The sequence below is a fragment of the Pseudarthrobacter sp. Pseusp20 genome, from assembly GCF_059492155.1.
In genome coordinates this window covers 2,417,505-2,443,942 of sequence record NZ_CP168521.1, presented here as the reverse complement: position 1 = coordinate 2,443,942, position 26,438 = coordinate 2,417,505, and the positions used below count along the sequence as shown (strand labels likewise).

The 26,438-nt window shown below is 67.8% G+C and carries 26 protein-coding genes; 6 read left to right on the top strand and 20 right to left on the bottom strand.

What is annotated here, in order from left to right; all coding sequences use genetic code 11:
• Positions 1 to 10: 10 nt before the first annotated feature.
• Positions 11 to 1,225 carry a dephospho-CoA kinase gene (gene coaE, locus ACEN9K_RS11260; RefSeq protein WP_495634428.1) on the bottom strand — a complete coding sequence of 405 codons (1,215 nt, stop codon included), beginning with the start codon at positions 1,223 to 1,225 and terminating at the stop codon, positions 11 to 13.
• A gap of 88 nt (positions 1,226 to 1,313) precedes the next feature.
• On the opposite strand from coaE, the gene ACEN9K_RS11255 reads away from it, so the two are divergent.
• Together ACEN9K_RS11255 and ACEN9K_RS11250 are read left to right on the top strand one after the other, a co-directional pair.
• Positions 1,314 to 2,003 (top strand): IMPACT family protein, encoded by a 690-nt coding sequence (locus ACEN9K_RS11255; protein WP_495634427.1) that lies wholly within the window; start codon positions 1,314 to 1,316, stop codon positions 2,001 to 2,003.
• A complete protein-coding gene (locus tag ACEN9K_RS11250; RefSeq protein ID WP_495634426.1) occupies positions 1,987 to 2,487 on the top strand; it encodes a GNAT family N-acetyltransferase in 501 nt (166 codons plus the stop codon). The genes ACEN9K_RS11255 and ACEN9K_RS11250 overlap by 17 nt, the downstream gene beginning before the upstream one ends.
• 126 nt (positions 2,488 to 2,613) lie before the next feature.
• On the opposite strand, the gene rpsA is transcribed toward ACEN9K_RS11250, so the two are convergent.
• The 3 genes from rpsA to polA all read right to left on the bottom strand — a co-directional run bounded on the left by rpsA (position 2,614) and on the right by polA (position 8,358).
• On the bottom strand, positions 2,614 to 4,089 hold the full coding sequence (gene rpsA / locus ACEN9K_RS11245) for a 30S ribosomal protein S1 (RefSeq protein WP_018770974.1): 1,476 nt from the start codon (positions 4,087 to 4,089) through the stop codon (positions 2,614 to 2,616).
• 277 nt (positions 4,090 to 4,366) lie between these two features.
• Positions 4,367 to 5,665 (bottom strand): GNAT family N-acetyltransferase, encoded by a 1,299-nt coding sequence (locus ACEN9K_RS11240; protein WP_018770975.1) that lies wholly within the window; start codon positions 5,663 to 5,665, stop codon positions 4,367 to 4,369.
• 50 nt (positions 5,666 to 5,715) lie between these two features.
• Complete coding sequence (polA, locus tag ACEN9K_RS11235; protein WP_043425302.1) at positions 5,716 to 8,358, bottom strand: DNA polymerase I; 2,643 nt, start codon at positions 8,356 to 8,358, stop codon at positions 5,716 to 5,718.
• Positions 8,359 to 8,575: 217 nt separating this feature from the next.
• Here polA and ACEN9K_RS11230 point away from each other — a divergent pair, with 217 nt between their 5' ends.
• Positions 8,576 to 9,040 (top strand): hotdog fold thioesterase, encoded by a 465-nt coding sequence (locus tag ACEN9K_RS11230; RefSeq protein ID WP_026266023.1) that lies wholly within the window; start codon positions 8,576 to 8,578, stop codon positions 9,038 to 9,040.
• 10 nt (positions 9,041 to 9,050) lie between these two features.
• On the opposite strand, the gene ACEN9K_RS11225 is transcribed toward ACEN9K_RS11230, so the two are convergent.
• From ACEN9K_RS11225 to ACEN9K_RS11200, 6 genes are all read right to left on the bottom strand, one after another.
• Positions 9,051 to 9,611, bottom strand: a complete 561-nt coding sequence (locus ACEN9K_RS11225) for a dihydrofolate reductase family protein (protein WP_134165375.1) — start codon at positions 9,609 to 9,611, stop codon at positions 9,051 to 9,053.
• Positions 9,612 to 9,700: 89 nt separating this feature from the next.
• Positions 9,701 to 9,922: a hypothetical protein gene (locus ACEN9K_RS11220; RefSeq protein WP_018770979.1), complete on the bottom strand. Its 222-nt coding sequence runs from the start codon at positions 9,920 to 9,922 to the stop codon at positions 9,701 to 9,703.
• Complete coding sequence (locus ACEN9K_RS11215) at positions 9,919 to 11,166, bottom strand: inorganic phosphate transporter (protein ID WP_018770980.1); 1,248 nt, start codon at positions 11,164 to 11,166, stop codon at positions 9,919 to 9,921. The genes ACEN9K_RS11220 and ACEN9K_RS11215 overlap by 4 nt, the downstream gene beginning before the upstream one ends.
• A gap of 153 nt (positions 11,167 to 11,319) precedes the next feature.
• Positions 11,320 to 11,826 (bottom strand): HAD domain-containing protein, encoded by a 507-nt coding sequence (locus tag ACEN9K_RS11210; RefSeq protein WP_056390203.1) that lies wholly within the window; start codon positions 11,824 to 11,826, stop codon positions 11,320 to 11,322.
• An 18-nt stretch (positions 11,827 to 11,844) separates the two neighbouring features.
• Positions 11,845 to 12,549 (bottom strand): hypothetical protein, encoded by a 705-nt coding sequence (locus tag ACEN9K_RS11205; RefSeq protein ID WP_268003109.1) that lies wholly within the window; start codon positions 12,547 to 12,549, stop codon positions 11,845 to 11,847.
• Positions 12,550 to 12,647: 98 nt separating this feature from the next.
• Positions 12,648 to 13,079 (bottom strand): VOC family protein, encoded by a 432-nt coding sequence (locus ACEN9K_RS11200; protein WP_134165377.1) that lies wholly within the window; start codon positions 13,077 to 13,079, stop codon positions 12,648 to 12,650.
• Between the two features lie 212 nt (positions 13,080 to 13,291).
• Here ACEN9K_RS11200 and ACEN9K_RS11195 point away from each other — a divergent pair, with 212 nt between their 5' ends.
• The gene (locus tag ACEN9K_RS11195) at positions 13,292 to 13,912 is read left to right on the top strand and encodes an L-threonylcarbamoyladenylate synthase (protein ID WP_134165378.1); all 621 of its coding nucleotides are present in this window, start codon (positions 13,292 to 13,294) and stop codon (positions 13,910 to 13,912) included.
• Between the two features lie 123 nt (positions 13,913 to 14,035).
• Here ACEN9K_RS11195 and ligD read toward each other — a convergent pair whose 3' ends face one another.
• The gene (gene ligD, locus ACEN9K_RS11190) at positions 14,036 to 15,073 is read right to left on the bottom strand and encodes a non-homologous end-joining DNA ligase (protein ID WP_495634425.1); all 1,038 of its coding nucleotides are present in this window, start codon (positions 15,071 to 15,073) and stop codon (positions 14,036 to 14,038) included.
• Between the two features lie 67 nt (positions 15,074 to 15,140).
• Between ligD and ACEN9K_RS11185 the strand changes: the two genes are divergently transcribed.
• Entirely contained in the window at positions 15,141 to 15,818 is a 678-nt protein-coding gene (locus ACEN9K_RS11185; protein ID WP_056390198.1) for an alpha/beta hydrolase family protein, read from the top strand.
• Positions 15,819 to 15,823: 5 nt separating this feature from the next.
• Here ACEN9K_RS11185 and ACEN9K_RS11180 read toward each other — a convergent pair whose 3' ends face one another.
• From ACEN9K_RS11180 to ACEN9K_RS11140, 9 genes are all read right to left on the bottom strand, one after another.
• On the bottom strand, positions 15,824 to 15,970 hold the full coding sequence (locus ACEN9K_RS11180; protein ID WP_018770987.1) for a hypothetical protein: 147 nt from the start codon (positions 15,968 to 15,970) through the stop codon (positions 15,824 to 15,826).
• Positions 15,971 to 16,120: 150 nt separating this feature from the next.
• The gene (gene hrpB / locus ACEN9K_RS11175) at positions 16,121 to 18,742 is read right to left on the bottom strand and encodes an ATP-dependent helicase HrpB (protein WP_495634424.1); all 2,622 of its coding nucleotides are present in this window, start codon (positions 18,740 to 18,742) and stop codon (positions 16,121 to 16,123) included.
• Between the two features lie 42 nt (positions 18,743 to 18,784).
• Entirely contained in the window at positions 18,785 to 19,393 is a 609-nt protein-coding gene (locus ACEN9K_RS11170; RefSeq protein ID WP_495634423.1) for a hypothetical protein, read from the bottom strand.
• The gene (locus ACEN9K_RS11165) at positions 19,383 to 19,685 is read right to left on the bottom strand and encodes a hypothetical protein (RefSeq protein ID WP_056390189.1); all 303 of its coding nucleotides are present in this window, start codon (positions 19,683 to 19,685) and stop codon (positions 19,383 to 19,385) included. Before ACEN9K_RS11165 ends, ACEN9K_RS11170 begins: the two co-directional genes overlap by 11 nt.
• A gap of 137 nt (positions 19,686 to 19,822) precedes the next feature.
• Positions 19,823 to 20,338, bottom strand: a complete 516-nt coding sequence (locus tag ACEN9K_RS11160; protein WP_018770991.1) for a flavin reductase family protein — start codon at positions 20,336 to 20,338, stop codon at positions 19,823 to 19,825.
• A 210-nt stretch (positions 20,339 to 20,548) separates the two neighbouring features.
• A complete protein-coding gene (locus ACEN9K_RS11155; RefSeq protein ID WP_495634422.1) occupies positions 20,549 to 21,487 on the bottom strand; it encodes a 5'-3' exonuclease in 939 nt (312 codons plus the stop codon).
• A 61-nt stretch (positions 21,488 to 21,548) separates the two neighbouring features.
• Positions 21,549 to 22,166, bottom strand: a complete 618-nt coding sequence (locus tag ACEN9K_RS11150) for a dihydrofolate reductase family protein (RefSeq protein ID WP_018770993.1) — start codon at positions 22,164 to 22,166, stop codon at positions 21,549 to 21,551.
• A gap of 74 nt (positions 22,167 to 22,240) precedes the next feature.
• The gene (locus ACEN9K_RS11145; RefSeq protein ID WP_018770994.1) at positions 22,241 to 24,241 is read right to left on the bottom strand and encodes a vWA domain-containing protein; all 2,001 of its coding nucleotides are present in this window, start codon (positions 24,239 to 24,241) and stop codon (positions 22,241 to 22,243) included.
• 14 nt (positions 24,242 to 24,255) lie between these two features.
• The gene (locus ACEN9K_RS11140) at positions 24,256 to 25,644 is read right to left on the bottom strand and encodes a sigma 54-interacting transcriptional regulator (protein ID WP_018770995.1); all 1,389 of its coding nucleotides are present in this window, start codon (positions 25,642 to 25,644) and stop codon (positions 24,256 to 24,258) included.
• Between the two features lie 159 nt (positions 25,645 to 25,803).
• On the opposite strand from ACEN9K_RS11140, the gene ACEN9K_RS11135 reads away from it, so the two are divergent.
• Positions 25,804 to 26,436, top strand: a complete 633-nt coding sequence (locus ACEN9K_RS11135; RefSeq protein WP_142073092.1) for an MSMEG_4193 family putative phosphomutase — start codon at positions 25,804 to 25,806, stop codon at positions 26,434 to 26,436.
• The last annotated feature ends 2 nt before the right edge of the window (positions 26,437 to 26,438 follow it).

Genomic DNA, 26,438 nt, shown 5'->3' with positions numbered 1-26,438 from the left:
AGGACCTGCCTCAGGACGCGTACGACGGCGGCACCCACCCTGTTGCCTCGGCCCAGGCGGACATGCGCGGCCAGGCAACGTCGGTGAACCAGGGCTCCTTGGCGTCCGCGTAGGCCCTGGTGGTGGCGGAGTCCGCGAAGCGTCCTGCCAGGTCCGCCTTGTGCGCTTCGTAAAGCCGGACCGCGGAGGGGTCAGTCCGCAGCCAGTCGCGGAACATCAGCGCGTAACGCCACCCGGCCGAGCCGGCGGCCCGGACATGGACGTTCACGGCCCGGCACGGGTCCGCGTTGGCGTGGAACCGCTTCTGCCATTCGGCATGATCAGGGGCGTTGGGCTTCGGGGTGTCCGATTCGGCTCCCCGTACTGCCGGGAAGCCGGCAGCCGCCAGGAGCGGCGCGATCCTGTCCGCGGTTTCCAGGTCCGGCACCGCCACTTGCAGGTCGATGACGTCCTTGGCGGCCAGGCCGGGAACGGAGGTGGAGCCGATGTGCTCCACGGTCAGGATGAGGCCGGGCGCAGCCGCTTCCAGCCGGGCCGCGATCCGGGCCGCCTGCCGTGCCCATTCCTTCCGGTGCGGCTCCAGCACCGGTCCCCCCTTCCGCGGTGCGCGGGTCCCGGCCGCCAGGTTGCGCGCAAACGGCACCAGCCGCCGGTCCCAGAGCCTGTCTACCTGCTCAAGCAGGTGCAGGATGGTGCCGGAGTTGTCCAGGACGACGTCGGCAGCGGCCAGCCGTGCCTCCCGGGTGGCCTGGGCGGCCATCCGCGCACGCGCCGCTTCGGCGGTCATGCCGCGCTGCTCCTGCATGCGTTGCATCCGCACCTCGTCCGGGGCGTCCACCACCAGCACCAGGTGGAAGGCGGCCCCCTGCCCCGTCTCCACCAGAAGGGGGATGTCCTGGACCACAATGGCGTCTTCCGGCGCCGCTGCCGTGATGGCGGCGGCGCGGGCGCGTACCAGGGGGTGGACGATGGCGTTCAGCGCAGCCAGGCGCTCCTGGTTGCCGAACACCGCCCCGCCGAGCCGTGCGCGGTCCAGCCGCCCGGCGCCGTCGAGCATGTCCGCGCCGAACTCCCCCACAATCCGCTCGAGGCCCTCGGTGCCGGGCTCAACCACCTCCCGTGCCAGCGCATCTGCGTCCACCAGCACGGCGCCACGTTCCTTCAGCCGCGCGGCCACCACCGATTTCCCTGAAGCGATCCCGCCCGTCAGCCCGATTTTCAGCACCCCGCCAGCCTACTAGTCCCCGGCCGCAGGTCCGCCGCCTGGAAGCAGGGAGGTGAGGCCGCCGGCGGGTGGGCCTAGACTGGGGCGGATGCAAGAGCAAGACAGCCGGTCAGGCACCTACACCACGCTGGCGGCCGGCCGGGACTTCCGGCACGAACTCGAGATCAAGCGCTCCCGATTCATCACGGTCCTGCGGAGGGCCGGCACGGAGGCTTCGGCCCGTGACCTGGTGGCGGACCTCCGCCGGGAATTCCACGACGCGCGCCACCATTGCTCGGTGTTTGTCCTTGGGCCGGACCGCACCATCCAGCGCTCCAGCGACGACGGCGAACCTGCCGGGACTGCAGGCATCCCCATGCTCGAAGCCCTGCTGAAGAGGGAGACCGCACCCGGGGTGACCGACCTCAGTGACACCAGTGCCGTCGTCGTGCGTTATTTCGGCGGCGTCCTGCTCGGCGCCGGTGGGCTGGTCCGGGCCTACTCCGAGTCGGTTTCGGCAGCCCTGGACCTGGCGCCCCTGGTCCGCCGCAGCAGGCTGCGGATCTGTTCCACGGCGGTACCGCACGCCGCCGCAGGGCGGCTGGAGAACGACCTGCGTGCCACCGGCGCCGTCATGGCGGAGACCAGCTACCAGGACCGGCACACGGTGCTGCGGATTGCCGTGCCGGACCACGCAGCCGCCATAGCTGCCGCAACTGACCGCGTCCTGCAGCTGACGGCAGGGTCTGCCACGCTCACGCCCGGTGGAACGGAATGGGTGGATGAAGCCATCACCTGAAGTGACCCTGGTGGACGTCGATGAAGCCGTAGCGGACCAGCTGCTCCAGCTGGCCAAGCGCGACGCCTCCCCGGATGAAGTGGCTCCCCCACTGGGCGGCCCCGGCTGGAACCTGGAGCGCACCGCCTGGTTCTACAGCTACCATCACGCTGCGGCCGCCGGGTTGGGAGGCCACGCAGCGGAAAAGTCCTGGGCCGTCTTCAGCGGCAGCCGGATTGCCGGCTCCGTGCGCCTCAAACGGAACGCTGGTGCCGACGTGCCTTCCGCGGAAACCGGGATCTGGCTTGGCCGGAGCTTCCGTTCGCGCGGGATCGGCACCGCCGCCCTGGACCTGGTCCTGGCGGAGGCCCGCCGGGCCGGCCTGAGGCGCGTCACCGCGCGTACCCTGGCTGGGAACCACCGCGCCCAGCGGCTGCTCGCGGCAGCCGGGGCGGCACTGACCTCTGACGGCGAAGGGACGGTCCTCGCCGTCGTCGACCTGTAGGCCCGGCTGACCGCAACGCCCCATGCGTTGTCTGGCAGCTGCCAGCCAGCTGTCGCGTTAAAGCACAACGGGCCCCCGCTTTCGCGGGGGCCCCTTGCGTCAGCCCGGAATCCGGGCCGGCGGCAATTAGTTGCCGGTCAGCTTCTCGCGCAGGGCAGCAAGTGCCTCGTCCGAAGCCAGGGTGCCGGCACCGGTGTCGGTGGCAGCAGGCTCGGAGGAGTAGCTGGTGGCGCCGGAATCGCCGTCACCGGACGTTGCGGCAGCAGCGTCGTCAGCAGCGTGCTGGGCAACCTGCTTCTTGTGGGCTTCCCAACGGGCCTGGGCGTCAGCGTACTGCTGCTCCCAAGCGGCGCGCTGGGTCTCGTAGCCTTCGAGCCATTCGTTGGACTCGGGGTCGAAGCCCTCGGGGTACTTGTAGTTGCCCTCTTCGTCGTACTCTGCGGCCATGCCGTACAGAGCCGGATCGAATTCGGTGCTGTCGGCGTCGACGCCCTCGTTGGCCTGCTTGAGGGACAGCGAGATGCGGCGGCGTTCCAGGTCGATGTCGATGACCTTGACGAACAGTTCGTCGCCAACGGAGACAACCTGCTCGGCCAGCTCCACGTGGCGCACGGCCAGCTCGGAGATGTGGACCAGGCCTTCGATGCCGTCTTCGACGCGGACGAACGCACCGAACGGAACCAGCTTGGTGACCTTACCCGGGACAACCTGGCCCAGGGCGTGGGTGCGGGCGAAGGTCTGCCACGGGTCTTCCTGCGTAGCCTTGAGCGACAGGGAGACGCGCTCGCGGTCCAGGTCGACCTCGAGGACCTCGACGGTGACTTCCTGGCCTACCTCGACAACCTCGGACGGGTGGTCGATGTGCTTCCAGGACAGCTCGGAAACGTGGACCAGGCCGTCTACGCCGCCCAGGTCCACGAAGGCACCGAAGTTGACGATGGAGGAAACAACGCCGGGACGGACCTGGCCCTTTTCCAGCTTGTTGAGGAAGGTGGAGCGGACCTCGGACTGGGTCTGCTCCAGCCATGCACGGCGGGACAGGACCACGTTGTTGCGGTTCTTGTCCAGCTCGATGATCTTGGCTTCGATCTGCTGGCCGATGTACGGAGCCAGGTCGCGCACGCGGCGCATCTCGACGAGGGATGCGGGCAGGAAGCCGCGCAGGCCGATGTCGAGGATAAGACCACCCTTGACAACCTCGATGACGGTACCGGTGACGACACCGTCTTCTTCCTTGACCTTCTCGATGTCGCCCCAGGCACGCTCGTACTGAGCGCGCTTCTTGGAGAGGATCAGGCGGCCTTCTTTGTCTTCCTTGGTGAGCACCAGGGCTTCGACCTGATCGCCAACGGAGACGACGTCTCCGGGGTCAACGTCGTGCTTGATGGAAAGCTCGCGGGAGGGGATGACACCTTCGGTCTTGTAACCGATGTCGAGCAGAACTTCGTCGCGGTCGACCTTGACGACGGTACCTTCGACGAGGTCTCCGTCGTTGAAGTACTTGATGGTCGCGTCGACTGCTGCGAGGAAGTCCTCAGCGGTACCGATGTCGTTAATGGCGACTACGGGGGTACCGGGCTTCTCGGTGGAGGTGATGGTCATGTAGTAGGGGCTCCGTTGTGGATAGTTAGTCGGTCAGGCAAACCGGCGCGCCCGCGTTATGGAACGCAGGCGCGATTCGCGGTGAATCCGACGGATCCTCCGGGTCATCCTGATTTTGTGGATTGCTTTCAATGCGCCCCGCGAGGGGACGCAAGTGCGTACACGTGGTACACGCCCGTTTATTCTAGTCGCTGCCCGCAATTCGGGTCAAAGCGGGCAGGCGCAGTACGCCGGTGGCGCGTTCACCCAGGACCGGACCCCATGCAGTCAACCGACCTCAGAAGTGGGTGAGGCAGTGCGTCGCCCGTTCGACGGCGAACATCTGCATGGCCGTCAACGCCGAACCTGCCGTGTGCTCCCGGATTTTGCCGGCTGCCGCCAGCGTAACCGGACTGACCCCGCCGACGTAGATGGACGACAGGGCGGACACATCGAGGGTCAGGTCCGCCTCCGCGGATTCCGGCAGGCGCTCGACGGCGGCCTGGCCGCCGTCGGACGAAAGGGCGTAGGTTCCAGCCGTGAGGCCGAGCGGGTCCAGGACTTTCAGCGCCAGGCGGCCTGCTGTTGGGTACTGCCGCCCGGAGAGTGCCTTGGGGACATCGAGGATGCGCAGCCAGAGCATGTCCCGGCTGTCCGAGGAGTCGATGCAGCGGGGATCGTCCAGGGCCCAGGCCAGGGGGTCGTCCAACGGGGCTTCCATCCAGGACACGCGGTCCACCAAATCGATGGCACCAAGGAACTGCCAGAGTTCCAGGTAGGCATCGTTGCTGCCGGCCAGCAGGTCCACTACTTCCACGGTGTAGGGCTCGGTGTCCCAGCCGAGGAACTTGTAGGAAACGTAGCCGTCAATGTCGCCGCCCGGGCCGTAGTGGAGCGCCACCTTGATGGCGGGGTCCTCCTTGCCGTCGCGGCCGAGCTCGCCCGACGCAAGCAGCCGATACCAGTCCTGCCGGCCTACGGACCCCGGAGTCAGCCGGTGCACCTGGTCGAAGACTTCAGGAGCCAGCTGCAGCAGGGCCTTGGGGTCGGCGACCTCCACGGTGCCGGTGGCCTGGTGCCGCAGGCTGAACCGCGCAGTGGTGTCCACCTTGGCAGTGCGTTCAAAGCTGGCCACGCCGTAGCCGAACCGGCCATAGATGGTTCCCTCTGATGCGGTCAGCGCCGCCACCGCCACCCCGTCGTCCTTCGCGAGCTGCAGGTCCTCGCTCATCATCCGCCGCAACAGCCCCCGCCGCCGGTGCGAGGTGCGGACGGTAACGGCGGTGACCAGGTGGGCTTCCACCAGGCGCCCGAAGCCTACGTTGAGGGTATTGCGCATGGTGCCGAAGGTGGCCACCGGCACGTCCGCGGGCAGCGACGAGGGCGCCACCGGGCCCGTTTGGTAGGCGCCGGTGAGGACGCGCCGGTCTGCCTCATACGTTTCGAGCGTCTTCGCGACGTGTTCCGGGGTGCGGGTGGATTCGTGGAAGCCGAAGGATACGGCGCGGCTCCAGGTTTCCGCCTGGGCGTAACCGTCTTTGCCCCTGGATACAGCACCAAAGCGCCGGATTTCGTAGTTTCCACTCAGATCAGCCACGCACCTGAGCCTAGCCAAGACCTCCGGCGCCTGGCCAGCATCAACACACGTTAGTGCCCGGCGTCGTACCAGCTGGGTCCGACGCCGATCTGGACTTCCAGGGGCACGCTCAGGTCCGCGGCTGCCGCCATCTGCTCGGTCACCAGTTTCTCCACGGCGGTTCGCTCCCCGGCAGCGACTTCCAGGACCAGTTCGTCATGGACCTGGAGCAGCATCCGCGATTTCAGGCCCTGCGCCTGCAGTTCGGCATGGACACCCAGCATGGCGCGCTTGATGATGTCCGCCGCCGAACCCTGGATGGGGCTGTTGAGCGCGATGCGCTCGGCGTTCTCGCGCAGCTGGCGATCGGTGCTGGTCAGGTCCGGCAGGTACCGCCGGCGCCCCTCAATGGTGGCGGTGTAGCCGTCAACCCGGGCCTGGTCCACCACTCCCCGGAGGTAGTCGCGGACGGCGCCGAAGCGGTCGAAGTAATCCTTCATCAGGGTCCGTGCCTCATCAACGGAAATCTCCAGCTGCTTGGACAGGCCGAAGGACGTCAAACCATAGGCAAGCCCGTAGGACATGGCCTTCACCTTGGAGCGCATGGCGCTGGTGACCTGGTCCGTGGGGACGTGGAAGATGTTGGAGCCGACGAAGCGGTGCAGGTCCTCGCCGTCCCTGTACGCCTGGATCAGGCCCGCATCCCCCGAAAGATGCGCCATGATGCGCATCTCGATCTGGGAGTAGTCGGCGGACAACAGGCATTCGTAGCCATCGCTGACCACGAAGATGCCACGGACGCGCCGGCCTTCCTCGCTGCGGATGGGGATGTTCTGCAGGTTGGGGTTGTTGGACGAGATCCGGCCGGTGGCGGCCACGTTCTGGGCGTAGGTGGTGTGGATCCGGCCGTCCTCCGCCACGGACTTCTTCAACGATTCGAGCATCTGGCGCAGCTTGGCCGCCTCGCGGTGCGCCATGAGCTGCACCAGGAACTCGTGCCCTGTCTTTTCCAGGAGGTTCTTCAGGGAAGCGGCGTCCGTGGTGTAACCGGACTTGATCTTCTTGGTCTTGGGGAGCTGCAGTTCGTCGAACAGGACGGTCTGCAGCTGCTTGGGCGAGCCCAGGTTGACCTCGTGGCCGATGGCAGCGAAGGCCTGTTCCTGCGCCTGGTCGATCACCCGCGCGAGGTCGGCAAGCTGTTCATCCATCTTGTCCATGTCGATGGCGATGCCGGCGAGTTCCATGTCGGCGAGGACCCGGCTGACCGGCAGTTCCAGGGTGGACAGCAGTTCCTCCGCCTTGCGCTCCTTGAGCTCGTCCTCGAAGTAGCGGCTCAGGGCCAGCACGACGGCGCCGGCCTGGACCAGGGCGTCGGCGGCTGCGGTGTCGTCGCCGTCGAACGACAGTTCCAGCTGCCCGGCCTTGGCCGTGGCGGCGGGGATTCCCACGTTGAGGTGGTGCTGGGCGAGTTCGGCGAGTTCATAGGTGCGGCGGTCCGGCTGGATGAGGTAGCCCGAGATGGAGGTGTCGTCCACCACGCCCTCCAGCTCCAGGCCGCGGGCAGTGAGTGCCTTGAGCGCGGCCTTGAAGCCGTGCATCACCTTGGGTGCTTCGGGGTCGCGCAGCCATCCGGCCAGTACATTTTCGGTTTCGGCGTCCTGGCCGGCGAGGTCGACGTAGACGGCGGCGTCGCCGCGCACGATGGCCAGCGCGGCGGCGTCCTCGCCAATGCGGCCGGGCACGAGGTCCACAGCGAGGGCGGTCCGCTGGCCGGCGCCTGCGGCCAGGAAGGCGGCCAGTTCGGCGGCACCGGCAGGCGTGGTGTAGTGCGGTGTTTCGATGCTGTCGCGTTCGGCGGCGGGAGTGTCAGCGTCGCCGTAGAGGGCAAACAGCCGGCCGCGGATGGCCTTGAACTCCAGCTGGTCGAAGAGGTCCTCAATCGCGGCCTGGTCGGGGCGCGGCTGGTAGAGGTCGTCCAGGGTGACGGGGAGCTCAAGATCGGTGTGGAGCTGGTTCAGCCGGCGGTTGCGCTTCACGGCGTCGACGTTCTCCCGCAGGGCGTCGCCCACCTTGCCCCCGATGGAGTCAAGGTGCTCCAGGACGCCTTCCAGGCCGCCGTACAGGTTGATCCATTTCGCCGCGGTCTTGGGCCCGACGCCGGGCACGCCCGGCAGGTTGTCGGCCGTCTCCCCCACCAGGGCGGCAAGGTCCGAGTAGCGGGACGGGCTGACGAAGTATTTCGCTTCAATGGCCGCAGCGTCCATCCGCGGGATGTCGCTGACGCCCTTCCGCGGGTAGAGCACGAAGACGTTGTCCGTGATGAGCTGGAAGGCATCCCGGTCACCGGAGACCAGCAGGACTTCGAATCCGGCCTTTTCACCCATGGTGGCGAGCGTGGCCAGGATGTCGTCGGCCTCGTAGCCGGGCATTTTGATGGTCTTGATGCCCCACGCTTCCATGACCTGCGCGATGAGGTCGATCTGGCCGCTCATCTCGCGGGGGGTTTCGTTCCGGCCGCCCTTGTAGTCGCTGTACTCGGTCTTCCGGTGGGTGGATTCGTCCGAGACATCGAACGCCACCGCGATGTGGGTGGGCTGCTGCTCCTTGATGAGGTTGATCAGCATGGAGGTGAAGCCGTGGATGGCGTTGGTGTGCTGGCCGTTGGACGTGGAGAACTTGTCCGCGGGCAGGGCGAAGAAGGCGCGGAACGCCATGGAGTGGCCGTCAAGGACCAGCAGCCGGGGCTGGTCGGTGATGGGAATCACGGGCGCTTCCGTGGCTGAAACAGACCCACCGGCAGCGGGGGTGGCGGCTTTTGCAGCAGGCCTGGGCGTGGAGGACGAAAGCTGCGCGGCAGCCTCCTCAGCGATGGCCGAAGACGGGAAAGGGGCCGGTTTGGTTGTTTCACTCACAGGTGCCAGCCTAGTTGCCATGACAGACAATTTCACGCCGGGCGCTTTCGCGGAGGAGCTGGCGGCCGCCGGCATTCCCGACCACATGCACGGCTGGCTGGGCCGGTTTGGCGTTGGCGCCCTGGTGGTCAAAATGGGAATCCATTTCCTGGAGATGAGTCCGGAACGGACCGTTGCCACCATGCCGGTGGAGGGCAACACCCAGGTGGCAGGCATACTCCATGGCGGCGCGCACGTGGTGCTGGCCGAGACCCTGGGTTCGTTCTCCGCAGGGATGCACGCCGGTCCCGGCCGGCATGCCGTCGGCATCGAGGTCAGTGCCACGCATCACCGGTCCATTGCGAAGGGCATGGTGACGGGCACCTGTACGGCGATCCATTTGGGGCGCACGCTTGCCACCCATGAAATCGTCATGACCGATGCCCAGGGACGGCGCCTTTCAACGGCACGGATCACCAACATGCTCCGGGACGACGCCGGCTGAGGTACGTGCGTCAGGACCGCGGGCCCGTTCGCCCGGGCAGCAGATAGCGCAGCTCCACGATCCCCCTGCCCATGGTGCGGGACGCAGCCAGCTCAAGCGGCGGCGTCGGTCCTTTTACCGGGAGCAGCCGCTTCCCGCTGCCCAGGACCACCGGGATGACGGAAAGGATGATGTCGTCCAGCAGTCCGGCATCCGCGAACTGGGCCGCCAGGTTGCCGCCGCCCACTACCCAGATGTTCCTGTCCCCGGCCGCGCGCTCGAAGTCGGCCATGAACTCCAGGACATCCCCGCGGACGAACGTGATGTCTGCGCCCTCCGGGGCACGGTATTCGTGGTGCGTGAAGACGTAGCTGGGTGTGTCCGTGTACGGCCACCTGCCGGGCTCGTGCTCCATCAGCCAGGCGTAGGTTTCCCCGCCCATGACGATGCAGCCCACTCCGGACATGAACTCGCCGTAACTGTCGGCCCCGCCTTCGAAACCGTCGAACTGCAGGAGCCAGTCCAGATCGTCGGTTGACGTGGCGATGAAGCCATCAAGGGACGCGGCCACAAAATATTGGATGCGCGGCATGGCCCCAGCCTAGCCAAGCGGCCCAGTCCAGCCAATGGCCCGGGCCATGCCCGGGCTGCGGCTCTCCGGGCTGCAGCTTCCGGGAATGGCTACTTGGAGAAGTACGGAATGATCAGGTACAGCCCCACCAGGACAGCCAGGCCGCACAGGCCGAAGCAAGCATAAGCGAACGAGCGCTTCATGGCCGGGGACGTCTGTTCGGCGTCAGCGGCGATGGCCGTCAGCCGGACGCCGAGCGAGTAAAGGGTCACCACTGTTGCGGCAGCAACCAGCGTGGCGCCGGCAACGGTCAGGAGTTCCAACCACTTCATCGCCGATTCTCCTTGGGGTTGTTGGCTTTGGCGTCGGCCTTGGCTTTAGCCTTGGCTTCGGCCCGGGCGCGGGCCATGGCCTTCTTCTTGGCGAACCGGACAGCCTGGCCGGCTTCCTCCACCTCGACGGCGTTCTGGTGGCTCACGGAGGACTTGCGTGAGTAGAAGAACATGAAGAGCACCGCGGCGCTGCCGGCAATCGCGGCAATGAGCACGCCCACGACGCCGGTCTTCACCAGCAGGGCGGTCAGGGCACCGACGATGCCGGCGGCAGGCAGGGTGAAGAGCCATCCCAGCGCGATCTTGCCCACCATGTTCCAGCGGACGGTGGTCCCGCGGCGTCCCATTCCGGAGCCGATGACGGAACCCGAGGCTACCTGCGTGGTGGAAAGGGCGAAGCCAAGGTGGGACGAGGCGAGGATGGCGGACGCAGTGCTGGTCTCGGCCGCGAAGCCCTGGGCGGGCTTGACTTCGGTCAGGCCGGAACCCATGGTGCGGATGATCCGCCAGCCGCCGGCATAAGTACCGATGGCGATGGCGAGGGCGCAGGCGGCGATCACCCAAAGCTGGGGACCGGACCCGGGCGCCTGGCTTCCGGCGGCGATCAGGACCAGCGTGATGATGCCCATGGTCTTCTGGGCGTCATTGGTTCCGTGTGCCAGGGCCACCAGGCTGGACGTGAAGACCTGCCCCGTGCGGAAGCCGCCGCGCTTCTGGGTGAGCTTGGTGCCCGTCTCGGGATCGTGGCGTGACGTGAGGGCGTAGGCAAGGCGCGTGCAGACGTAGGCGGCAAGGCCTGCGATCAGCGGTGCGAAGACCGCCGGAAGAATGACCTTCTGAAGGAGCGTCTCAAGGTTGACGGAGTTGAACCCTGCGCCGACGATGGCCGCGCCGATCAGTCCGCCGAACAGTGCGTGGGATGAGCTGGAGGGCAAACCCTTCAGCCATGTGACCATGTTCCACAGGACGGCCCCCATCAATCCGGCGAAGATGATCTCCGGCGTGATCTGGACGCCGCCGGACCCTTCGCGGATGATGCCGCCGGACACTGTCTTGGCCACCTCGGTGGAAAGGAAGGCGCCCACCAGGTTCAGGACGGCTGCCAGGGCCACGGCTGTCCTGGGCTTGATGGCACCGGTTGCGATGGGCGTTGCCATGGCGTTCGCGGTGTCGTGGAAGCCGTTCGTGAAGTCGAAAAATAGTGCCAGTGCGATGACCAGCGCCACCATGAAGGTGATATCCACCTGTTGCCCAATCTGCAGAGTCGACGTTCAGCAGTTTCTCTTACCCGGCTGCCTTGGACAGCATAGTTCACCAGTTGTTTGCTTTGGAATGACTTGCGGCGATGGCACAACCGGCGGGAAACCTTATCGATCGTACGCGTACCGGGCAGGAGGTCAAAACACGGGCCCGGCCAGGAAAGAGCGGAGCACGTCCAGCTCCGCGGGCGTGATTCCCTGCCGCGGATGGGGCGACACCGTGAGGATGCGCCTGCCCAGGAAGCGTGCCCATGATTGTGCTTCAGCCTCGAACGCCAGCTGGTCATCCACCCACGCCACCGAGTCGGGTCCGGTCTTCTCGACGTCGCCCTGGATGGCCCGGAGCTTCCACCAGACGGCCCCGCCTGCTGCCCCGTCCGCGGCAAGGTATGGCCAGCCGCTGCCCGCAAGTCCGACGGCGGGACACAGGTATTGGGGCGCCAGCTCCTCCCAGCTGGTAAGCCAGACACAACGCAGCCCGGGCGTCATGGCCAGGGAGTTGAGCCCCGATACGAGTTCTGCGGCGAAGGTGACGGGCAACAGCCCAGCGTCGGCGCGCTGCCAGGCGGACCCCCAGCCGGTGGTTCCCTCCGGGCCGAACGGGCAGACCACGCCGTCGACATCCAAATAAAGCGTCCGCCGCACGCTGCACCTGCAGGGGCTTCAGCCCTGGTGGAACTGCGGCGGCCTGGGACCTGCATCCAGCGGCGGCGCGATTCTGCCCTCAAGGGCCGCCACTGTGACGTCCGGCAGGACGATGAGCCCGTCCAGCTCACGCCGGGCCCGCTTGTAGGCAGACTGCCGTTCGGCCGGGGTAGCCGCATGGTTCTCGGCAATCATGAGCAGTTTCCGTGCCACGGCAAGCCGTTCGCGTTCGGGGCCGCTGAACTTGCTGTCCCTGATCCGTATGGCTTCGCGCTCGGCCACATCCAGGGCCACCACGAAGTTGTTCACGGCCTGCCGGTAGGCGTCAAGGCCGGCCACTGATGTCAGGTCTTCGGCAGAGGGTGGCCGCAGGCCGTCGGCTTCGCGTTTGGCGCGCAGGAAGGCGACCGTGAGGGGTTCCCGGACGTCCGTCATGAGGGGAAAGTCAATGAGCTTGCCCACGTCGAGCTCATAGTCAAGCCATCGCCGGTTGGTGGCATCGTGGGTGGCCATGAGCGACTTCACGTCGGCCACCGACGCCCTGTCAGCTTCGCGTGCCTGGTTCTGGAGTTTGTCCTGGTTCTGGAGTTTGTACAGTTCGACCCGGCGCCGGTACCGGCGCTCGCCGGCACGCCGCCAGCCGCCTGCCCAGCGGCCGGCCACCGCCATCAGTGGAAACACCATCCACCACTTGTCGTACAGGAACTCCATGAGGGGCCTCACGCATCAATCCTCCCAGCCCGGGGGCCCGGCCTCAAGGCGCAGGGGCAGATCCATGCAGGCTGGCCGGCCGGCACTCCCCCTCCACGTCCTCAGGGTCCTCAGGGTGCCGGCGTGGCCTGCGATGCGTTGACGTTGACCAGCCAGGCGACTCCGTACCGGTCGGTGCACATGCCGAAGATGTCACCCCACGGCGACTTTTCCATGGGGACAGTCACCGCGCCGCCATCGCCGCTGAGCTGCTCGTAGTAGCCGCGAAGCTCCACTTCATCATCGCCGCTGAGCGAGATGGAGATGGCGGAACCCGGGTGGTACTCCATGCTGTTGGGGGTATCAGCGCCCATGAGGACCAGGCCCTGGGTGGTGGTCAGCATGCCGTGCATGATCTTTTCCGCTTCCGCAGGATCCTCGCTGGCCTGGAAGTCACCAAAAGTGCTGAGTGTCAGCTCGCCGCCGAACACCTGCTGGTAGAAGTTCAGTGCCTCACGGGCATTGTCCCGGAAACTTATGTAGGGATTGAGGATTGTTGGCATGGCAGGTTCTCCTTCACAGGGGCCGGAACTGCTTCGGCCGGAACGCGGGCAGACAACATCCTGCCCTATCCGGCCGCCACCCGGTAGGGGAAGTCTCCCCTGTTCATCCCGTGTTCCGGGGTTTGAATGTCAGGGGACGAAACTGTTTCCGTGTCGAGGCATATCCCGCAGGAAAGGGTGCGGCGCGGGCCGCGGGAACGTAGGCTCGGGGCATGGCCCGATTCTTTGATGTGCATCCCCAGGACCCCCAGCCGCGCGCCATCGCGCAGGCAGTGAACATAATCCGCGACGGCGGCCTGATCGCCTACCCCACGGATTCCTGCTACGCGCTGGGGGCGCAGATGGGCAACCGGGAGGCGCTGGACCGGATCAGGAGCATCCGGCACCTGGACGACAAGCACCACTTCACGCTGGTCTGCCGCGATTTCGCGCAGCTGGGCCAGTTTGTGAACATCGGCAACGACGTGTTCCGCAGCATCAAGTCCGTTACCCCGGGCAGCTACACCTTCATCCTGCCCGCCACCAAGGAGGTTCCCAAGCGCCTGCTCCACCCCAAGAAGAAGACGGTGGGCGTGCGGATTCCGGACAACCGCGTGGTCCAGGCGCTGCTCGCCGAACTGGGCGAGCCGCTGCTGTCCAGCACGCTGCTGCTGCCGGACGAGGAAGAGCCGCTGACCGTGGGCTGGGAAATCAAGGAGCGGCTGGACCACCAGGTGGATGCCGTGATCGACGCCGGGGACTGCGGGGCAGAGCCCACCACCGTTATTGATTTCTCCAGCGGGGTGGCCGAGGTGGTCCGGCGTGGCATGGGCGACCCGTCCCGCTTCGAATAAACCTGCTTCGAAGTAACCCGGGCCGCACCTGCGGTCCCGGGGCACTTTGGCGGCGCCGCCGTCGTATTTTCCGAGGGCGGCCGGCGTGTCCGTGCCAAAGTGCCCCGTTTTGGAGGGCGCAGTTCAGTCGTTGTTGGCGTCAGTCTGCTTTTTCGCCCGGCTGGGCTGGACCCGGGGCGGTTCGCCCGGCATCTTGGGGTAGTCCGGCGGGAAGGGCATCTCCCCCAGGCCGGCTTTGCAGTCGCGGTCCCACCATTCCAGCAGCGTGTCGATGGTCCCGGGCTTGGCGTTGAAGCCAGCCCAGGGGTCTCCCACCGTCTTCAACCGTTCCGGAACCGTGAGGATGGTGAAGTTCTTTGGATCCGCGTGTTCCAGTTCCTCCCAGGTGATGGGGCAGGACACGGGGGCGTGCGGCAGGGCCCGCGGGCTGTAGGCGCCGGCGATGGTGCGGTCGCGGTTGGCCTGGTTGAAGTCCAGGAACACCCGTTGGCCGCGTTCTTCCTTCCACCACGCCGTGGTTACTTTGTCCGGGATCCGGCGCTCCACTTCCCGGGCCGCGGCGATGACCGCGTGCCGGACGTCCAGGAATTCGCGTGTTGGTTCGACGGGTGCGTAAACGTGCAGCCCGCGGTTGCCGGACGTTTTGATGAAGCAGGTGAGGCCGGCCTCGGCGAGGACGTCCTTCAGCACCAAGGCGGCGGGAACGGCGTCGTCGAAGTCCGTGCCCGGCTGCGGGTCAAGGTCGATCCGCAGCTGGTCCGGGTTGTCCGTGTTCTCCGCCCGGGAGGGCCAGGGGTGGAAGACCACGGTGTTCATCTGTACGGCCCAGACGGCAGCTGCCGGTTCGTCAAGGACCAGCTGGGGGTGGGACCTGGCGCTCGGATACACCACCTTGACGGACCTGACGAAGTCCGGCGTGCCTTTTGGCGGGTTCTTTGAGAAGAACATTTCGCCTTCGATGTTGTCCGAGTACCGCTGGAGGGACACGGGCCGGTCCCCGTTGGCGGCGATGAATGCCTCCCCCACGTCGCAGATATACCTGGCGAGGTCCAGCTTGGTCAGGCCCAGGTCCGGCCAGAGGACGCGGCTGGGGCTGGAGATGCGCATTTCGCGCCCGCCGTTGGGACCCGGGACAGTGATGGTGGTCTGTTCGCTCGCCATGGGGACAACGTACACCCGGCCGCCGGCAGACACCGGCATATCCGCCGGCCTCCGGCATGATGGAGCCATGCCCTCATCCGATCAGCAGCTCATGGTCGCCGTCGGTGACGCCTCGTTTTCCGCCGTCTACGCCCGTCCCGGGAAGCCCACCGCCACTGTGGTGGTGGCGCATGGTGCCGGTGCCGGCAAGGACCATCCGTTCCTCCGCGGCTTCAGCGACGCCCTGAACGGGCTGGGCCTGGCCACCCTGCGCTTCAATTTCCCGTACCTGGAGGCAGGGCGGAAGTTCCCAGACCGCCCTCCGGCTGCCATCGCTGCCTGGCGGGCCGCCATGGACACAGCCCGCGCCCAGGCGGAGGCCAACGGCGGCAGCGGCCCCGTCTGGGCGGCGGGCAAGTCGTTCGGCGGCAGGATGGCGTCCATGGCCGTTGCCGACGGCATGGAGGCCACAGGCCTGGTGTACCTCGGCTACCCGCTGCATGCCCCCGGCAAGCCGGAGAAACTCCGGGATGAGCACCTGTACGGGATCACGGCGCCGATGCTGTTCCTGCAGGGAACGCGCGACACGTTTGCCACGCCCGACATCCTGGCGGGCGTCGTGGCCCGGATCGGATCCAACGCGGTCCTGCAGTGGGTGGAGGGCGGTGACCACTCCTTTGCCGTGGCGGGAAACAAGCGCCCCGCCGATGAGGTGGGTGCGTCGCTGGCGCTTCCGGTGGCGGAGTTCATCGCCGGGCACGGCTGACGCTGCTAGGCAGCGTCCTCGTGCCACCAGCCTTCCCAGGCGGCGGAGGTGAGCCGGCCTTCCGGGAACGTGCCGGTGTCGGTGTTGCGGGACCCGCCGGCCTCACTGCGTCGGCCGTCCAGCAGGAGGTTGAGGCTGTTCAAGAGAAACATGGTGTGTCCTTCCGTAGGGGAATGCGGACCACGTTGTCCGCGTACTTAAGAGCGTAGGGAAGGCATGTTTCAGCACGTCGACGCGACGTTTCGGCTGTGTATCGGAGTTCTCACGCAGCCTTCCCCGGCCGGAAAGAATCGGACGTGGTTTCAGTTCCGCTTGTTGGTCCGTGCCGTGGCGGGAGCCGACCAGGGGTCCTCCGGCCAGGGATGCCTGGGGTAGCGGCCCCGCATTTCGGCGCGCACCTGGGTGTACGGGCCGGACCAGAACGATGTGAGGTCGCCGGTGACCGCCAGCGGCCTGCGGGCCGGGGACAGCAGGTGGAACAGGACCGGGACACGGCCGCCCGCCAGGCGCGGGGATTCAACCAGCCCGAAACACTCCTGCAGTTTCACCGCCACCACGGGCGCGGCGGAGTCCCCACCTGGTTCCGGGTAGTCGATCCTGACGCGGGAGCCGCTGGGGACCTCCAGGTTTTCCGGCGCAAGCTCGTCCAGCCGGGCCGCTTCGGGCCAGGGCAGCAGCCGGCGCAGGGGGTGGGCCAGGTCGATTGAGGTGACCGGCTTCCCGGCCGCCAGGTCTTCCAGCTCGGGCCCCAGCCACTCTTCCAGCCGCCCAAGCAACGCCCCGTCCGACACATCAGGCCACGGCGCCCCCACCTCGCGGTGCAGGAAGGCGAGGCGGCGCCGCAAGGAGGCCGCCGCCGTCGACCACGAAAGGGCGGCAAGGCCGCTTGACCGCAGCGCGGCTTGCACGGCCCTCCTGCCCTGTTCGGCGGTGGGGCGCACGGGGGTTGCGGAGAGTACGACCGCTCCCAGCCGCCTGGTCCTGCGCGCGCTCAGCCGGCCGCCGCTGAATTCCGCGTCCACACTGTCGGACAGCAGGTGGGACGCCGCCGCTTCGGCAATGCCAAGGGTGATGGGGGCTGCGGCGCGGATCACGGCGCCCGTACCGGCCGCGTCCCTTCCCTCGGCGCGGGACACGTCGGCCACGGCCAGCCACTCGTGGCCTGACAACGTGCTGCCTGCCGGCAGCCCCGCCCTGGTCCCGGACGTCAGCAGGTACTGTCCGGCGCCGTCGCTGCCGGGCACGCGGCGGGCCACGCGGTCGGGAAAGGCGAGCGCGACGACGGCGCCCGCAGCTTCGTTTCCAGCGGCAGGGATGGCGGGAGGGGCCGTGGCGCCGTCCTGTTGCCGACCCGCCAGGGCGCCCAGCCGCCTGGACTCGTCCGCCCAGCGCCTTCCGGCCGGGCCTGTGTCGGCTTTGAGCTGGGCCAGCAGGCGGGTCAGGTCCGCTCCGGGTGCGCGGTGGTCCCCGGAGAGCGCGGCTACCACCCCGGCGGCGAACCGGTGTCCGGTGGAGGTGCCGCCGTCGAGCAATGCCCGGGCAAGCCGTGGATCGGCGGGGATGCCGGCAAGGGCGCGGCCCGTTGCAGTCACGTGGCCGTCACCGGACACTGCGCCCAACTCCCGGAGCACCTCAACGGCGTCATCCATTGCCTGGCCGGGCGGTGCGTCCGGCAAGGCAATCCCCTTCCCCCGGGGCGCGCCCCAGCAGGCAAGGGTCAGGGCGGCGCCGGTCAGGTCCGCCACCTTGATTTCCGGCGTCACGTGGGCGGGAGCGGCACCATATGCGTGCTGCGAGTAGCAGCGGACCACCGTCCCCGGGCCTTGCCGTGCGGCACGCCCGGCCCGCTGGTCGGCTGACGCCCTGGAACAGGACACGGTAACCAGCCCGCTCATGCCGCGGCCTGCGTCCCGCCGCGGTTCCCGGGCCAGTCCGGAGTCTATGACCAGCCGGACGCCGGGCACTGTCAGGGAGGACTCGGCAAGATCGGTCGAGACGATGATCCGCGGGAGGTCCCCGGGACCACGCCCCGCCACTGCCCTGTCCTGCTCGGCTGTCCCCACCTGGCCGTGAAGTTCCAGCACGTCAACACTGCTGCCCAGCCGGCTGCGCAGGACCGCTGCAACGTGCGAGACCTCCCTGGCCCCTGGCAGGAACACGAGCGCGTCCACGGACCCGTCGGCCGCAACGGCACGTTCATGGGCGTCCGCGGCTGCCGTGGCCACATAATCCAGGAAGGTGCGCGCCACTCCCCTCGCGTCCAGCCGGGCGGCGGGCGCCGGGAGCCACTGCACGTCCAGTGGATGGTTGACGGAGGGGCAGTCGACGACGGGTGCGGGCCCGGCGCCCTCGTCATCCCCCAGCAGGGCTGCGAACCGGGGCGCGTCCAGGGTTGCGGACATGGCGACGACGGCGAGGTCGCCGCACAGCGCACGGACCTCAGCGAGCATGCCGACCAGGAGGTCTGTTTCCAGTCCCCGCTCGTGCACTTCATCCAGGACGACGGCGGCAGTGCCCTCCAGCCCGGGATCTGCCAGCAGGCGTCGCAACAGGATGCCCGGGGTGACGAACTCAATCAGGGTGTCCGGGCCCGCCTGGCGTTCCCCGCGGACGGTGTAGCCCACGCGGCCAGCCATCCGGCTGCGGTCGAGCGCAGAAAGGCGCCGGGCGGCGGCACGGGCGGCAACCCGCCGCGGCTGGGTGACGACAACGCGGCCCCGCCGGCCGTGGAGGTTCGCCAGCAGGGGCGGTACGAGGGTGGTTTTTCCCGTTCCCGGCGGTGCCTGCACAACGGCGGCACCCGGGATACCATCACTTCCCAGTGCCTCCCGCAAAGCGGAAAGGGATCCTTCGAAGGCGAGTCCGGCACCGATCGCGCGGAGGTCGAAGGCGTCGGCGGCGGGGCGGCCCTCAGGAGGATTCATCCATCCATTCTCCCTTGGCCGGGGAGCTGTTTGCCGCTGCGGTCAGGGCTTGCCCTGGCCTTTGCCCTTGCCTTTGGCTTCCTTCGCGGGGTCCTGATGCTCCGGCCCGGGGGCCTGCGGAGCGGAGTCTGCCGGGACCGGCGCCGGAGCGACGGCCGGAACGGCGGGTTCCACGGGAGCGGCTTGGTTCGGCCCGGTGCCGGCAAGGGCAGGGTCTGCCGAAACGGCGCCCGGCGCTGTGTCAGGGGATGCTGCCGCGGACGCTGCTGCCACCTGCGTGGCGAGATCTGTCCGGACCACCGACAGTGCATTCTCGATGCTCCGGTACCGCGATGCCGAAAGCCGGCCATTTGCTGCCGCATCGCCCAGGTCCTTCTCGAGGGCCTGCAGGGCAGCCAGCGCCCCATCCATCCTGTTCTCGGCGGCGGCCTGGCTGATACTCAGCACCCGGATCTGGAACCCGCGCAGGACGTTTTCATCTGCATCCCCGGAACGGATGCCGGAGGCGCCGGCAACCAGCGCCGCCGCAACGACGGCGCAGCACAGGAGCATCAGGGCACGGACTCCGCGGCGACGCCGGGGTGCGGGATGCGAGGCGCGTTGCTCAGGAGTCAGCACCGGGTCCGCCGGTGCCTGCGCCTCAAGCGGCATGCCTGCCCCGCAGCGGGACTGCGGAGGCGGTCCGGACGGGGAGTACAGTCACGGAGGCGAGCTCCGCCGCCGGGGGTGCCACGGGAGCGCTCCGCCGCTGGGATCCTGGCCGGGCCAGGAGATGCCGGATGCCGATGCGCAGTCCGGTGGCGAACAACAGGCCGATCCCCACTCCGAGGAGCACGTGCCCGGCCAGATAGTGCTGCGCGGCTCCCGGGCCGCGTTCTGCCGCCACCGCCGCACCGCCAACGGTCAGCACCAGTGACAGGGCCGTACCGAAAATTGCGCCCATAGCTCCTGCTCCCATCCCATTTAATCAGCAAGCTTACTAGTAATGCTCAGCAAGCTTACTACTGGATGGAGCTAAAGCAAGGGCACGGAGGCGGGGTCCCGGGGCATCGGCAATGCCCGGTGGATTGGGCGCGCCAGTCAGCCGGCCGCTTCGAGCAGGCGCTCCGCGGGGGCGAGTCCTGCATACCGGCCCTTGAAGAACAGCAGGGGTTCGGCGTCGTTCCGGGCACTGAGGTGCCGCACGGCAGCCACCGCAATGGTGTGGTCGCCGCCGTCGTATTCTGCATGGAGTTCGCAGTCCAGCCAGGCGAGCGCGTCATCCAGCACCGGGTTCCCCAGGGGCGAGGATGCGTGGCTGACGCCGGCGAACTTGTCCGTCCCCGAGCGCGCGAACTGGCCCGCGAGGTGCTGGTGTTCGGCCGGAAGGATGTTGATGGTGAAGGACCCGGCCCTTCTCAGTGCAGGCCAGGTGGTCGATGTCCGCGCCGGGCTGAAGGTGACCAGCGCCGGCTCCAACGAAAGGGATGCGAAGGACTGGCAGGTGAACCCGGTGGGCCCATCGGGGGTGGAACCCGTAATGATGGTCAGGCCGCTGGCAAACGTGCCGAAAATGTCCCGGAGCCGGCGCGGAGCAAGATCTGAAGTGACTGTCATGGAAATGGCCTCTCATCTCGATCGTTACCTCACCAAACCATCAGCAAATCGGCTCATTCAAGCCGCCTGAAACGCACCGACCCGCGGCGAAACGAATTGTCATGCCCGTACTTCCGGCGTCATCGGCGCGTGGCTTCAGGGACGCTGACGTGTCCTTGTTTGACGCAACAGAAGGACGTAACCAGCACTGGCCGGTCGGGACAGCCCCGGTTAAGGCCGCAGGTCGAGCGCGGCCAGCAGCCGGCGGACCGAGCCGCCCAGGTTCCACTCGCCGCCCAGCTGCTCCAGTTCCGCGCGCCGGTCGCCCGTGACGGGCTGCAGGCGGGCGCCCGCCTGGTCCAGGGTGGGAAGCTCCAGGTTCCGCACCAGGCGTACGACGGCGGGGGCTGCTTCCAGGTACGCGGAGGCAGCGGAGAGCTTGGCCCGGACAGGTGCCGACACGCCCGTGCCCGGCTCGTCAGCAGCCGCCAGCAACCCTTCGAGGGTTCCGTACTTCAGCAGCAGCGACGCTGCCGTCTTCTCGCCGATGCCCGCCACTCCGGGCAGGCCGTCGGAGGCGTCTCCGCGGAGTGTGGCGTAGTCGGCATACTGCTGGGGCAGCACCTTGTATTTGGCCACCACGGTTTCTTCCGTGATGACTTCGAGGTTCTTCATGCCGCGGGCGGTGTAAATCACCCGGACAGCCCGTTCGTCGTCGCACACCTGGAAGAGGTCGCGGTCACCCGTGACCACGTCCACCGGGAAGCCGGCATGGCTCGCATAGGTGCCAACGACGTCGTCGGCCTCGTGGTGTGCCGCGCCCACAATGGCGATGCCGGCCAGCTCCAGCACGCGGCGGATCATCGGCAGCTGCGCCTGGAGGCCCTCCGGAACCACCTCGATGTCGGCGCCGCCGGAAACTGCCTCGGCCACCCGGTGGGCCTTGTAGGTGGGGATCAGGTCCACCCGCCACTGCGGCCGCCAGTCGTCGTCCCAGCAGGCCACGAGGTGGGTGGCATGGTAGTCGGTGCTGAGCCTGGCGATCATGTCCAGCAACCCGCGGACCGCGTTGACCGGCGTTCCGTCCGGGCGGCGGATGCTGTCCGGCAGGCCGTAAAAGGCGCGGAAGTACAGGGAGGCAGTATCGAGCAGCATGAGTCGCCGGGGCATACCTTGATCCTGACACGGAATCGGCTACCTGGGCAGCAGCGGCTGGCAGTTGCCGAGGGTTTTACGGTTCGCCGGTGAGCGGCGGGCGGTCGATGACGCGGGGGATGTACTCGAGCAGCTGCAGGCGTCCGTCGAAAATCCTGCTGTCCACCATTTCCAGGGCGACGTCCGGATAGCCGTCATAGATGCGTTCACGTCCGGTACGCCCGGTGATCAGGGGGAAGACGACCAGCCGGAACCGGTCCACTAGACCCGCTGCCACCAGGGAACGGCAGAGGCTGAGGCTGCCGAGGGTGCTTAAGAGTTCGTCGTGGGTCCGCTTCATCTGCCGGACGGCCTCGACCGCGTCCCCGGCCACCAGTTCGGAGTTCGGCCAGCGGAGGGGTGCGGCCAGGCTGGAGGAGAACACCACTTTGGGAACGGCGGCAAGACCCGTCAGGGAGGTGCTTTCGTCCGGCGAATATCCCGTGCCCCCGGCGGCAGCATCTTCCGACATCCCCGACATGAGGCGGTAGGTGTTGGCCCCCATCAGGTAGGTACGGTCCCCTCCGGCCTCCTGCTGCAGCCAGGCCAGATATTCAGGACCTTCCAGGCCCCACCAGCCAGGCCATCCCTCGCCCGAGGCGAAGCCGTCCAGGGTGATGATCATGTCCACCATCAACTGGCTCATGGCGGCCATGGTATTCCCGCCCGCGAAGCCCGGCAAGGGACCAGTGACCCGGACTCACGGACCAGCCCGGACCGCAGAACCGGTCAGAACCAGTCGCCGTCGGCGTAGGCGCTGCGGACGTGCGCCCGGAGGTACTCCCCCACCACCGCGGCACCCAGGTCCCCCACCTCCGGCGCCACGACCCTGCCGTCAACGCGCTGCGCCATCCGCCGGATGAAGCGCTCCAGGCCGGGGTCGTTGCCCAGGCGGAAGAACGTGGTCTGGACGCCCGAACGGCCAAGCCGGTCCAGTTCGGCAACGGTGGCGCGGATGGTCCCGGCGTCCGGCGGCCAGTTGAACCAGGAGTCCCCGTCCGGCAGCAGGTGCGCCGTCGGTTCGCCGTCGGTGACCACCAGCAGCACGGGCTGCATGGAGGGGTGCCGGCGGAAAAAGCGCCCCGCCAGCAGCAGGCCGTGGTGCAGGTTGGTGCCCTGTTCGCGGAGGGCCGGCAGGGCCGTGAGTTCCCCGATGTCCATTGACTGCGCGTAGCGGCCGAATGTGATCAGCTGCAGCCTGTCGCCGCGGAACCGGGTGGAGACCAGGTGGTGCAGTGCCAGCGCGGTCCGCTTCATGGGAACCCACCGCCCCTCGGCAGCCATGGAGAAGGAAACGTCCACCAGCAGGACAACGGCGGCCTGGGTACGGGCCTCGGTCTCGCTCACTTCGATGTCGCCGACGGCGAGCCGCAGTCCGCGGGCCGGATCGCCGCCGTCGGCCATGGTGCGCCGGATGGCGTTGGTCATGGTGCGGGTAACGTCCCAGGGCTCGGCGTCCCCGAACTCCCATTGGCGGCTGGAACCCGTTTGTTCCCCGGCGGCCCCGGCCACCCTGGTGTCACGGTTCCCCTGGCGCCCGGAGAGCTGCCTGGCGGTGTCCCGCAGCAGTGATTTCCCCAGCCTGCGCATTGCCTGCGGTGACAGCCGCAGGTCGCCGTCGGCACCGCGCCGCAGGTAGCCGCCGTCCTGCATGGCGCGCTCGATCTCGGCAAGCGTGCGCGCACTCACGGCTGCGTTCTCGCCCAGCTGGCGGGCAAGGGCATCAAGGTCCAGGTCATCAAGCCGGGAGCCGTTGTAGGACTGGGACAGTTGCTCAGACAGTTCGTCAAGCTCGGCGATGTCCTGCAGGACACCTGTCCCGTCACCCAGCCCCAGGCCTTCCTGTCCTTCGAAGCGTTCCGATCCCGTCCAGTCCTCCCCGGGACGCAGCGCCTGCAGGGTGGCGTCGAGCTCGCTGAGCTGGGCCATCAGCTCAGGAGAGCCGAAGGCCTGGGCCGACAACCGCATCAGCTCCTCACGCTGTTCCGGGGACATGGACTGCAGGAGCCGCTGGGCTGCGGCGGCCCGTTGCGCCAGGGCATCCACCAGTTCCTCGACCGATTGCGGATTCTCCGGAAAGAACTGGCCGTGCCTGGCCATGAACTCCTGGAAATCGGCTTCCGTGTCCTCGCCCCGCCGGTGTTTGCCCAGCAGCTCATTGAGGTCCCGGAGCATTTCGTTGACTGCCTCGCGGTCCTCATCAGTGGCGCTTTCCAGAGCCTGCTTCATGCCGGCGAACCGCTGTTCCAGGACCTCCCGGCCCAGCAGGTCCTTGATCCGGTCGTACGCTTCCCTGGCCGCGCTTGACTGCCAGTCGTAGGACGCAAGCTCGTTGACGGCCGCCGCTGTGGAGGGCGGCAGGTTCTGCAGCTGCATCTCGCGGAAGGCGCGTTCGGTGTTGTCCATCATGGCGTCCCGTGCCAGCTGCTTGCGCTCCTCCAGGATGGCGGTGTCCAGGAGTTTCTTCACTTCATCCAGGGTGCCGTCCAGCCGGTGGCGGCTGAGCAGATCACGGCGCCGCTGCTGGACGCGCCGGGCGAGATCGTCCAGTCCGTCGCGGTTCCGGCCGCCGCGCCGCAGGAACTCCTGCAGGGCATGGCGGGGCGAGTAGCCTTCCATCACGTCCTGGGCGACGGCTTCGAGCGCCTCCGCCAGGTCAACCGGCGGGGCCAGCGGGTCCGGACCGCCGGTGTACCGGCCGTACCTTGCGGACCGCTTGTGGATGGCCATGGTGCCTCCCGTGCCTAGCCGTAAATGGTTTCCTCGTCGTCGGATTCCTTGGAGATCCGCCGTCCGAGGTACAGGCCTTCGAGCGCCAGTTCGACGGCGGCTGCCCGCTGCCCGTCATTCGTCGCACCCAGGCGCCGGCCGATTTCGTCATACAGGCCTGATCCGTTCAGGGCCGGGAGGTTGCCGAGGAACTCCTTCGCCGTGACCTGCTCCCCGGTGGTGACGGTCCGGTGGCCGTCCAGGGCAGCCACGAGCGGACCCATGTCCAGGCCCTGGAAGTGCGCCCTGACAGCTTCGGCGGTGGCGGTGCGCAGGAGGTGGTCCAGGACGCCCTGTTCGCGTCCTTCCTCGCCCGATTCGAACTCAAGCTTCCCGGTCAGGACTTCCACGGCGGGCTCCAGGTCAATGATCCGGGCCACGGCCTGGTCCTCGCCCCGCAGGCTTGACCTCCGCAGCGCGGCCGCGGCCACCGTCTCTGCCCCCGCGATGGCGAACCGGGCGGAGACGCCGGATGTTTGGTTGATGGCCGGAGACTGCCGCAGCGCCCGGGTATAGCGGGCCAGGATCTCCAGGATGAAGGGAGGAACGTCCGCCACCAGCCGGCCCTCCTGCCGGATGACCGAGACCTCGTCCTCCAGTTCAATTGGGTAATGGGTCCGGATCTCGGCGCCGAAGCGGTCCTTCAAAGGGGTGATGATCCGGCCCCGGTTGGTGTAATCCTCCGGGTTGGCGGACGCGACCACCAGCACGTCCAGCGGCAGCCGCAGGACGTAGCCGCGGATCTGGATGTCGCGTTCCTCCATGACGTTGAGCATCGCCACCTGGATGCGCTCGGCCAGGTCCGGCAGTTCGTTGATGGCGATGATGCCGCGGTTCGAGCGGGGAATGAGCCCGTAGTGGATGGTCTCGGGGTCTCCCAGGCGGCGGCCTTCGGCGACGCGCATCGGGTCCACGTCGCCAACCAGGTCGGCCACCGAGGTATCCGGCGTCGCGAGCTTTTCCACGTAGCGCTCGGACCGGTGACGCCAGGCGATCCGGAGCCGGTCCCCTTCGGTCAGGGCCCGGGCGCGGGACTGTTCGGTAATCGGTTCAAAGGGGTGTTCGTTCAGCTCCGAATCCTCGATCACCGGCGACCACTCGTCCAGCAACCCGGCCAGGGTACGGAGCAGGCGGGTTTTGCCTTGCCCCCGTTCACCCAGCAGGACAATGTCATGCCCCGCAATCAGGGCCCGCTCCAGCTGCGGAATCACGGTCCGGCCGAAGCCGTACAAACCCGGCCAGGGGTCGCGCCCCGCAGCCAGGGATGCGAGGAGATTGTCGCGGATCTCGTGGCGCAGGTCCTTGTGGACATGGCCTGCCGCACGCAGTTCACCAACGGTAAAGATATCGGGGCGATCAGTCACCCCTCTACGGTAGTCCCCGCCCTGCGGCTAATCGAGAGTTTCCTCCAGATTCCTCGAAGCAGCGTGACGATGCGGCGTGGCCGGCCATGGGAGCCAGCCGGCGTCCCGGCCCGTGCCGGCGGGGCGCAGGCAGCCAGCGGGGCGTTAGGCTGGTTGCTGATGACTGCTGAGAGTACGTTGATCCTCCTGGTGCGGCACGGCGAAACACCCACCACGGGTACTGTCCTGCCCGGCAGGGCCCCGGGACTGCACCTTTCCGAGCGCGGCCGTGCCCAGGCGGACGCTGTTGCCGAACGCCTTTCCGGCCTGCCCGTCCAGGCCATCTACTCCTCTCCCCTGGAGCGTGCAAAGGAAACCGCGGAACCTGCGGCGGCACGGACAAGCATGGCGGTGACGGAAGAACCCGGACTTCTGGAGTGCGACTTCGGTGACTGGACCGGCGCCGCGCTCGCCGGCCTTGCGGGCCTGCCGGAGTGGCAGACCGTCCAGCACAATCCGTCGGCCTTCCGGTTCCCCAACGGAGAGGGCTTTTCCGGGATGCAGGCCCGGATGGTCGGCACCCTGGAGAACCTTCGCGCAGCCCACCGGGGCGGCGTGGTGGTGTGCTTCTCCCACGCGGACCCCATCAAGGCGGCCGTGGCCCACGCCCTGGGCACCCATCTGGACCTTTTCCAGCGGATCATGATCAGCCCGGCGTCGGTCTCCGCGATTTCCTACGTGGACGGCCGGGCGCCGGCCGTGCTCACGGTGAATTCGACGTCGGAACCCCTGAGCGGGCTGAGGTCGCCGTGATG